Raw genomic sequence first — 8,806 nt, 5'->3', positions numbered from 1 at the left:
GCCCCCGCGGGGGCGACCGGCCGTCGAAGTACTTCCGGGTGTCAGCCCTGGAAGCGCGGGAAGGCGGAACGGCCGGCGTAACGGCCGGCGTCGTCCAGGGCCTCCTCGATGCGCAGGAGCTGGTTGTACTTGTTGATGCGCTCGCCGCGGGCCGGGGCGCCGGTCTTGATCTGGCCGGCGTTGGTGGCCACGGACAGGTCCGCGATCGTGGTGTCCTCGGTCTCGCCGGAGCGGTGCGAGGTCATCGTGGTGAAGCCGTTGCGCTGCGCGAGCGTCACGGCGTCGAGCGTCTCGGTGAGCGTGCCGATCTGGTTGAGCTTGACCAGCAGCGAGTTGGCGGACTTCTCCGCGATGCCGCGGGCGAGACGCTCGGGGTTGGTGACGAACAGGTCGTCGCCGACGACCTGCACCTTGTCGCCGACCTCGGAGACGAACTGCGTCCAGGCGCCCCACTCGTCCTCGGACAGCGGGTCCTCGATCGAGACGATCGGGTAGTTGGCGACCATGCTCTCGTAGAGCTTGATCATGTCCTCGGTCGAGTGCGTCTCACCGTTCTTGAAGTGGTACGCGCCGTCCTTGAAGAACTCGGTGGCGGCGACATCCATCGCGATGGCGATGTCGGTGCCCGCCGTGAAGCCGGCCTTCTCGATCGCCTCGAGGATGAGGTCCAGGGCCGCACCGTTCGAGGGCAGGTCGGGGGCGAAGCCGCCCTCGTCGCCGAGGCCCGTGGAGAAGCCCTTGGACTTCAGCACGCCCTTGAGGGCGTGGTAGACCTCGGTGCCCGAGCGGAGGGCCTCCTTGAACGTGCTCGCCCCGATCGGGGCGATCATGAACTCCTGGAAGTCGACGGTCGAGTCCGCGTGGGACCCACCGTTGAGGATGTTCATCATCGGCACGGGCAGCACGTGCGCGTTGGGGCCGCCGATGTAGCGGAACAGGTCCAGACCGGCCGACTTGGCGGCGGCCTTCGCGACGGCGAGCGAGACGCCGAGGATCGCGTTGGCGCCCAGCTTGCCCTTGTTCGGCGTGCCGTCCAGCTCGATGAGGGTCTGGTCGATGATGCGCTGCTCCTCGGCGTCGTAGCCGATGAGCTCGGGGGCGATGTCGTCGATGACGGCGTTGACCGCGCCCTCGACGCCCTTGCCCAGGTAGCGGCCCTTGTCGCCGTCACGACGCTCGACGGCCTCGAAGGCACCGGTCGAGGCGCCCGACGGGACCGCCGCGCGGGCGAACGTGCCGTCGTCCAGCGCGATCTCCACCTCGACGGTGGGGTTGCCGCGCGAGTCGAGGATCTCGCGTGCTCCAACGGCTTCGATGCTTGCCACGGGCTGCTCCTTCAGACGGGGCTCGCGGGCGACCGCGCGGCAAGGCCCAGGCGGAGGTGCCCGGGGCCGCTGACGCCCGCGACGGTGCTGGGTTGACGCCCCCAGCCTAGACCGGCACCCCGCGGGTGGCGCCCACGACCACGGACCGGGCACGCCGCGACGCTAGCGTGGGCACCGTGGACGGCTTCTGGGACTTCCTCGGTTCCTACTGGTGGTTGGTCTTCCCGCTGAGCGGCGTCGTCGGCGGCTGGGTGCGTGGCGCCCAGGTGTGGGACGAGCGCCGCCGCCGCGACAAGCTCGAGATGTACCGGCTCAAGCACGCGCACGCCCAGGAGGCGCAGGCCGAGGAGCAGGCCCTGACCAGCGAGATCGAGCGCACCCTGGCCGCCCATGACGAGACGCAGCGGCGCTGGCTCGAGTACGAGCTCGACGCCGTCAAGACGCTCGAGTACCCGCTGATGTCGGACATGCGCGAGCAGGTGACCGTCGACTTCCACCGCGCCCGGCGCGAGGCGGAGGACCTGCGCCCCGACGACCTCGACCTGCTGCGCGACCCGCGCCGCCTCGACCGGTACCGCGACGCCGTGCGCGAGATGCAGGTGCGGTTCGACGTCGCCGAGCGCGAGGCGCGCCGTCGTCGCGCGTCGGACTTCTCCCCCGCGGAGCGCCAGGCGCTCGACCGGGCGAAGAAGCTGCTGGCCCTGGCCGACGACGAAGGGGCCACGCAGGCCGAGCGGCAGTCGGCGTACCGCCGGGCCACCAAGGAGCTCGAAGGCATCATCGCGCTGCCGGACGCGGCCACCGACGCGCTCGAGCAGCGCATCGCGGGACAGCTCGGTCGCGGCGCCGGAGCCGGCGACGACCGCACGGGCGGCGACGGCGGCGAGGCACCCGCCGGCCCCTGACGCTCCGTCCGCGCCCCCGGGCGCGCCGGGCCGTCGGCGCACTTCGCCTGCGCATCGCCGGCGGCAGGGTCACCGAGGCGGCCTGAGCGCCGCTCAGTGGCTGGGCTGCACCGCGTCCGGGCTGCTCGGCGCCGCGAGCGCGGCGTCGTCGTCCGGACGGGGGGGCCGCGCCACGACCTCCAGCACCGCGATGAGCACCCCGGCCACCAGCGCGGTGCCGATGACGAGCCCCGGCGTGGGGCTGCCGGCGAGCAGCAGCACCAGCGCGGCGACGGCGATGATCGCCACGCGCACGAGCGTGCGGTAGCGGCCCAGCCAGTTGCCGACGGGACCGGTCGTCACGCCGCGGCCCTCGCCGTAGTCCCGCAGCCGCGAGAACCCCCGTCCCGCGCCCGCGCGCAGCGAGCGCGCGGACGCGCTGCCCCCGCCCAGGTACGCGACGAGCGCCACCACGAGGCCGAGCACGCCGACCGTGCGGAGCGTGACCCGCAGGAACGACACCACCTGGTCGAACAGCACCTCCGCCGCGTCGAGGCGCAGCACCACGTCCTGCAACGCGTCGAGGTAGATCCCCCGCGCGATGGCGAGCCCGACGGCGAGCAGCACCATCCCCGCCGCGAGCGCCAGCCCGGCCACCACCAGGGTGCGGGCCTTGTGCCGGGCGACGAGCACGCCTGCGGCGAGCAGGCCGAGCGAGATCCAGGGCAGCCACGTGCCCAGCGCCACGAGCTGCGCGTACCGGTTCTGCACCTGCACCAGCTGCGAGGTCTGCATCACGGTGAAGGTGGCGTTCACCTCCGGGATCCGGGCGGCGATGCCGAGCCCTCGGTCCACGAGGCGCTGCTTGAGCAGGTCGATCATGCCGGAGAGCTGGATGGTGAGCTGGCCGTCCTGCCCGATCTGCAGGAGCTCGCCGCCCTGGCCCTGCATCGTCGCGACGAGCTGCTCGTGCGCGACCCGGTTGGCCTGCACCCACGCGTCCTCGAACGCGCTGCTGCTCACCACGTTGTCGGCGGCGCGCCGCACGAAGGACTCGACGCCGCTGGTCAGCGGGCCGCCGAGCTGGCCGAGGGCGTCCGTCGCGCGCGGGCCGACACCTTGCTGCTCGAGGCCGTCGACGACGGTGCCGAGGATGGCGTCCACGTCGATCTGCTCCATCACCACGTCGGTGAGGCGGCCGGCGACGGCGGACTGGATCGTGGGGTCGGAGGCGAGCGGCCCCACGGTCGCGACGTACCGGTCGGTGTCCGTGAGGGTGCGCTCTCCCCACGCGGCGATGACCGCGACGGGCGCGAGCAGCGCGCCGAGCACGACGAGCACGACGGCCGCTGCGGCCCGGCCGCGGTGTCGCTCCCGGGGCGGTGCGGGTGGCACCGCGGCGACGAGGACCGGCTGACCTGCGGACGCCAGCCGCGCGCGCAGCTCGGCGTTCTCCTGCTCCAGCCGCGCCAGCCGGGCCGCTGCGTCCTCGGGCAGCGCGGTGCCGCCCCCGCCGTCGGTCGTGCCGCTCATCGCGTCCTCCGTCGTCGCCGCCTGGTAGCCCCGCCGGGGCCGTCCCGGCTCATGCTAGGGACGCGCGACCATTCCTACCTGCTGAAACAGGCTGCCCGACGAACTACGTACGCGGCGACCAGATTCCAGCCGATGCCGGTTCAATCTCGGCGGGACGCTTGAAATGAAGCAAGCTTCTTCGATGTGAGAGCGCCGGCGAGGACGCACAGGCCGGCGGCCACGTAGAGCACCGTCTTCACGACCCCCTCACTCGAGTCGGCGAGGATCACGAACGTGGCGAGCGCGACGAGCTCGAACCCGAGTGCGAGCCTGAGCAGCCGTGCCCGACGGTCAGCGGACACAGGCATTCCAGGCGCTGTTGAAGGGATAGATCCGCGCCTTGGGCGTGCTTCCGGAGCACCTCTTGTGGTTGGAGAGGAAGACGGTGGCGACCGTGATCACGGCGCCCACCGAGGTGCACAGACCCCATCCCACGACCGGGATGGCGCAGATCCCGACGCCGAGCGCAAACCCGCCCCCCGAGAGGATGAGGTCCTGCTCCACCGGCGAGAGGTTCACATAAACGCCATGGCGATCCTTGCCTCCCGAGATCCTGGGCGCGACCAGCGGCTGGGTAGTTGCGATCTCCACACCCTGCGCGACATGGTAGGTCGTGACGACCTCACCATCTTCAACGACAGACTCGTGGTCAAAGCCTGAAGAGGTCAGGTCTTCGACGAGTTGAACCTTCACCCTGTCGGGCAGGTCGATCCCGTAACCGTCGTCACTCGGTGTCACGCTGAAATCGGTCGCACCGGCTGGAATCGCTTCGCCCGGGTGTGCGTCCTGCCAGACCCGGAGGTACTGCGCCATCTGGTCTTCGATGCTCTCCTGGCTCACGACGTCTTGGGAACCCGGCGAGGTCTCGACGGCGGCGGGCGCGGCCACAGCGCCGGTTCCCACCAGAGCGGCAGACACGAAGCTGGTGACCACCAACCTGGCGTAGGTAGTTGTCTTCACGAGGTTCTCCTTTGAACGATGTGAAGACAGCGTGCCCTACCGAGAACAGTCACTTCGCGATCGTGCAGAAGCCGCATCGAAGGCTCGCAGCGCCGAATCTTCTGGTAAGGGCAGAACGGGCCAACACTCCACCCATCCTGCCGTCCGGCTGGGCGACGATCATCGGTGCCAGACGCCACGGGCGGTGTCGGGATGCTCCGGGTGTGAGGCCGGGGTCAGCGTGACGAAGTCCCGACACCCGCGGCGGCGGACACGTCCCCGAGGACGACCGCGTCGATGAGCTGACGCGCCCAGGCGAGCACCTCGGCGCCGCGCAGAGGGCGACCGCCGATGCGCGCCGTCGTCGGGAAGGGCACGAGGACCGCCCGGATGGCCGGCTTGAGGATCGTGCCCGGGTACAGCCGCTTGAGGCGCAGCTGTGCCGACTCGGGCAGGTCCACCGGCGCGAACCGGACGAACTTGCCCTGCGCGGTGACGTCGGCGATGCCTGCGCGGCGGACGTGGTTGCGGAAGTCCGCGACGTCGAACAGGGCGGAGGCGACGTCGGGCAGCGTGCCGTAGCGGTCCACGAGCTCGGCGCGCACCTCCGCCAGCGCGGGGGCGTCCTGCGCGGCGGCGATCTTCTTGTACGCCTCGAGGCGCAGCCGCTCGGTGGCGATGTACGACTCGGGCAGGTGCGCGTCCACGGGCAGCTCGATGGTGACCTCGGGCTGCTCCTCCTCGCGCTCGCCGCGGAACGCGGCCACGGCCTCGCCCACCATGCGCACGTACAGGTCGAAGCCGACGCCCGCGATGTGCCCCGACTGCTCACCGCCCAGCAGGTTGCCCGCGCCGCGGATCTCGAGGTCCTTCATCGCGATCTGCATGCCGGCGCCGAGGTCGGTGTGCGCCGCCATCGTGGACAGGCGGTCGTGCGCCGTGTCGGTGAGCGGCCGCTCCGGCGGGTACAGGAAGTACGCGTACGCGCGCTCGCGACCGCGGCCCACCCGGCCGCGCAGCTGGTGCAGCTGGGACAGGCCCAGCATGTCCGCGCGCTCCAGGATCAGGGTGTTGGCGTTGGAGATGTCCAGGCCGGTCTCGATGATCGTGGTGCAGACCAGCACGTCCAGCTCCTTCTCCCAGAAGGCGCGGATCACCTGGTCCAGCTGGTGCTCGCTCATCTTGCCGTGGGCCACGCCGATCCGGGCCTCGGGCACGAGCTCCGCCAGGCGCGACGCCGTCCGCTGGATCGTCTCCACCTTGTTGTGCACGTAGAAGACCTGGCCCTCGCGCAGCAGCTCGCGACGCAGGGCGGCGGCGATCTGCTTCTCCTCGTACGCGCCCACGTAGGTGAGGACAGGGTGGCGCTCCTCGGGCGGCGTGGCGAGCGTCGACATCTCACGGATGCCGGTGACGGCCATCTCCAGCGTGCGCGGGATCGGCGTCGCGGACATCGCCAGCACGTCCACGTTGGTGCGCAGCTGCTTGAGGGTCTCCTTGTGCTCGACGCCGAACCGCTGCTCCTCGTCCACGATGACCAGACCGAGGTCCTTGAACCGCACCGACCCGGTGAGCAGGCGGTGGGTGCCGATGACGATGTCCACGGTGCCCTTCGCGAGCTCCTCGACCGTCTCCGCCGACTCCTTGTCGGACTGGAACCGCGACAGCGCGCGCACGGTCACCGGGAAGCCCGCGTACCGCTCGGAGAACGTGTCGAAGTGCTGCTGCACCAGCAGCGTCGTGGGCACGAGGACGGCGACCTGCTTGCCGTCCTGCACCGCCTTGAACGCGGCACGGATCGCGATCTCCGTCTTGCCGTAGCCGACGTCGCCGCAGATCAGCCGGTCCATCGGCACGGACTTCTCCATGTCGGCCTTGACCTCGTCGATCGTGACGAGCTGGTCGGGGGTCTCGACGTACGCGAACGCGTCCTCGAGCTCGCGCTGCCACGGCGTGTCCGGGCCGAAGGCGTGCCCCTGCGTGGCCATGCGCGCCGAGTACAGCCGGATGAGCTCGCCGGCGATCTCCTTGACGTGCTTGCGGGCGCGCGCCTTCGTGTTCTTCCAGTCCGCGCCGCCCATCTTCGACAGCGACGGCGCCTCCCCGCCGGTGTACTTCGTGACCTGGTCGAGCTGGTCCGTCGGGACGAAGAGCCGGTCGCCCGGCTGGCCGCGCTTGGACGACGCGTACTCGATGACGAGGTACTCGCGCGTCGCCGCGTTCGCCCCCGCCCCGAGCGAGCGCTGCACCATCTCCACGAACCGGCCCACGCCGTGCTGCTCGTGGACCACGAAGTCGCCGCCGCGCAGCTGCAGCGGGTCGACGACGTTGCGGCGCCGGCTCGGCATCTTGCGCATGTCGCGCGTCGTCGACCCCTGACGGCCCGTGAGGTCCGACTCGCTGAAGACCGCGAGCCGCAGCTCGGGCGCGACGAACCCCTTGCCGACCAGCGCGGGCGCGACGAGCACGACGCCACCCTCCGGCTCCTCCCCCAGGGCGGAGACGAGCCGGGCCGCCGTGTCCACCGCGGAGAGCTGCTCGACCATGCGCTTGGCCGGGCCGTGCCCCTCCGTGGTCAGCAGCAGGCGCCAGCCCGCGCGCTGCAGCGTCTGCACGTCGTCCAGCGCGCGCTGCAGGTCGCCGCGGTACGACTCGACGTCGCGCGCGCCCACGGTGAACGTCGTGACGCCGTCCACCTCCGACGTCGGCGCGACCGCCGCCTCGTCGTCGCCCTCCGTGGGGGCGTCGAGCGCGAACGAGGACAGCGTCCACCAGCCCAGGCCGCGGCGGGCGGCGACGTCGCGCACCTCGGTGAAGGTCTCGAACGACGCCGCGGACAGGTCGATCGGGGCGGCACCGCCCGCGACGGCGCCCGTCCACGCGGCGGCGAGGAACTCCTCGGTCGTGGCGACGAGGTCGTGCGCACGACGGCGGACCCGCTCGGGCTCGTCGATGACCAGCAGCGCGTCGTCGGGCACGAGGTCCAGCACCGGCACCATGCGCTCCACGAGCACCGGCGCGAGGGACTCCATGCCCTCGACCGCGACGCCCGCCGCGAGCCGGTCGAGCATCTCGATCGCGCCCGGCAGGCGCTCCACCAGCGCCGCGGCGCGCTGCCGCACGGCGTCGGTGAGCAGGATCTCGCGGCACGGCGGCGCCCACAGTCCCTGCTCGGCGATCTCCAGCGACCGCTGGTCGGCGACGGCGAACCACCGGATCTCCGTCACCTCGTCGCCCCAGAACTCGAGGCGCAGCGGGTGGTCCTCGGTGGGCGGGAACACGTCGAGGATGCCGCCGCGCACGGCGAACTCGCCGCGCCGCTCCACCATGTCGACGCGGCTGTACGCCGCGCCGACAAGACGGTCGGACACGTCCGTGAGGTCGGCGGTGTCGCCGATGTGCAGCTCGACGGGCTCCAGCTCGCCCAGCCCCTCGACCACGGGCTGGAGGAGGGCGCGGGCGGGCATGACGAGCAGGCGGATCGGCCCCGTCTGGCCCCGATCGGGCGCCGGGTGCGCCAGGCGGCGGAACACCGCCAGCCGCTTGGCGACCGTGTCCGCCCGGGGCGAGAGGCGCTCGTGCGGGAGCGTCTCCCAGGCGGGCAGGACCGCGACGTCGTCGGCGCGCTCGTCGGGCAGGTAGGCGCGCACGGAGGCGGCGAGCTCGTCGGCCTCGCGCCCCGTGGCCGTCACGACCACCAGCGGGCGCACCTCGGCCGCCGCCGCGAGCAGCGGCGCACGCACGCCCACCGGTCCCACGACGTCGGCGAAGCCCCCGGCCGGCACGTGCTCCAGCGCGGCGGCAGCACCGGGGTCGGCGAGGAGGGCGGGGACGATGCCGGTGAGGTTCATGCGGGTCCTTCGGGTCTGCGACGCGGTCGGGGCGCTCTGGGTCGGAGCTCGTGCGGGCACGACGACAGGCCCAGCTCTCCCCGGGACGCACGGGGTTCACGGGCCATGGCCGGTGAACCGTGCGACCGGCGGGGTGCCGGGCGTGCCGAACCAGACTACGCCGCGCCTCCGACGTCGCCCTCCCATGACGCCGAACAGGTGGTTGTTCACGTTCTGAGCGCTCAGAACGTGAACA

At 71.9% G+C, this 8,806-nt stretch carries 5 protein-coding genes; 1 reads left to right on the top strand and 4 read right to left on the bottom strand.

Annotated elements, in window-relative coordinates; all coding sequences use genetic code 11:
- Positions 1–41 precede the first annotated feature (41 nt).
- A complete protein-coding gene (gene eno, locus ACWGKI_RS20025; RefSeq protein WP_380241536.1) occupies positions 42–1,325 on the bottom strand; it encodes a phosphopyruvate hydratase in 1,284 nt (427 codons plus the stop codon).
- Positions 1,326–1,501: 176 nt separating this feature from the next.
- On the opposite strand from eno, the gene ACWGKI_RS20020 reads away from it, so the two are divergent.
- Positions 1,502–2,230 carry a hypothetical protein gene (locus ACWGKI_RS20020; protein WP_452189379.1) on the top strand — a complete coding sequence of 243 codons (729 nt, stop codon included), beginning with the start codon at positions 1,502–1,504 and terminating at the stop codon, positions 2,228–2,230.
- A gap of 93 nt (positions 2,231–2,323) precedes the next feature.
- On the opposite strand, the gene ACWGKI_RS20015 is transcribed toward ACWGKI_RS20020, so the two are convergent.
- From ACWGKI_RS20015 to mfd, 3 genes are all read right to left on the bottom strand, one after another.
- Entirely contained in the window at positions 2,324–3,742 is a 1,419-nt protein-coding gene (locus tag ACWGKI_RS20015; RefSeq protein ID WP_452189378.1) for a hypothetical protein, read from the bottom strand.
- A gap of 330 nt (positions 3,743–4,072) precedes the next feature.
- A complete protein-coding gene (locus ACWGKI_RS20010) occupies positions 4,073–4,741 on the bottom strand; it encodes a hypothetical protein (protein WP_452189376.1) in 669 nt (222 codons plus the stop codon).
- 215 nt (positions 4,742–4,956) lie between these two features.
- Positions 4,957–8,571 (bottom strand): transcription-repair coupling factor, encoded by a 3,615-nt coding sequence (gene mfd, locus ACWGKI_RS20005; RefSeq protein ID WP_452189374.1) that lies wholly within the window; start codon positions 8,569–8,571, stop codon positions 4,957–4,959.
- Positions 8,572–8,806 lie beyond the last annotated feature (235 nt).

It is taken from the genome of Isoptericola sp. NPDC055881 (assembly GCF_053615895.1).
Note: the sequence above shows the minus strand (reverse complement) of the source record. Positions and strands in the feature narration are given on the sequence as shown.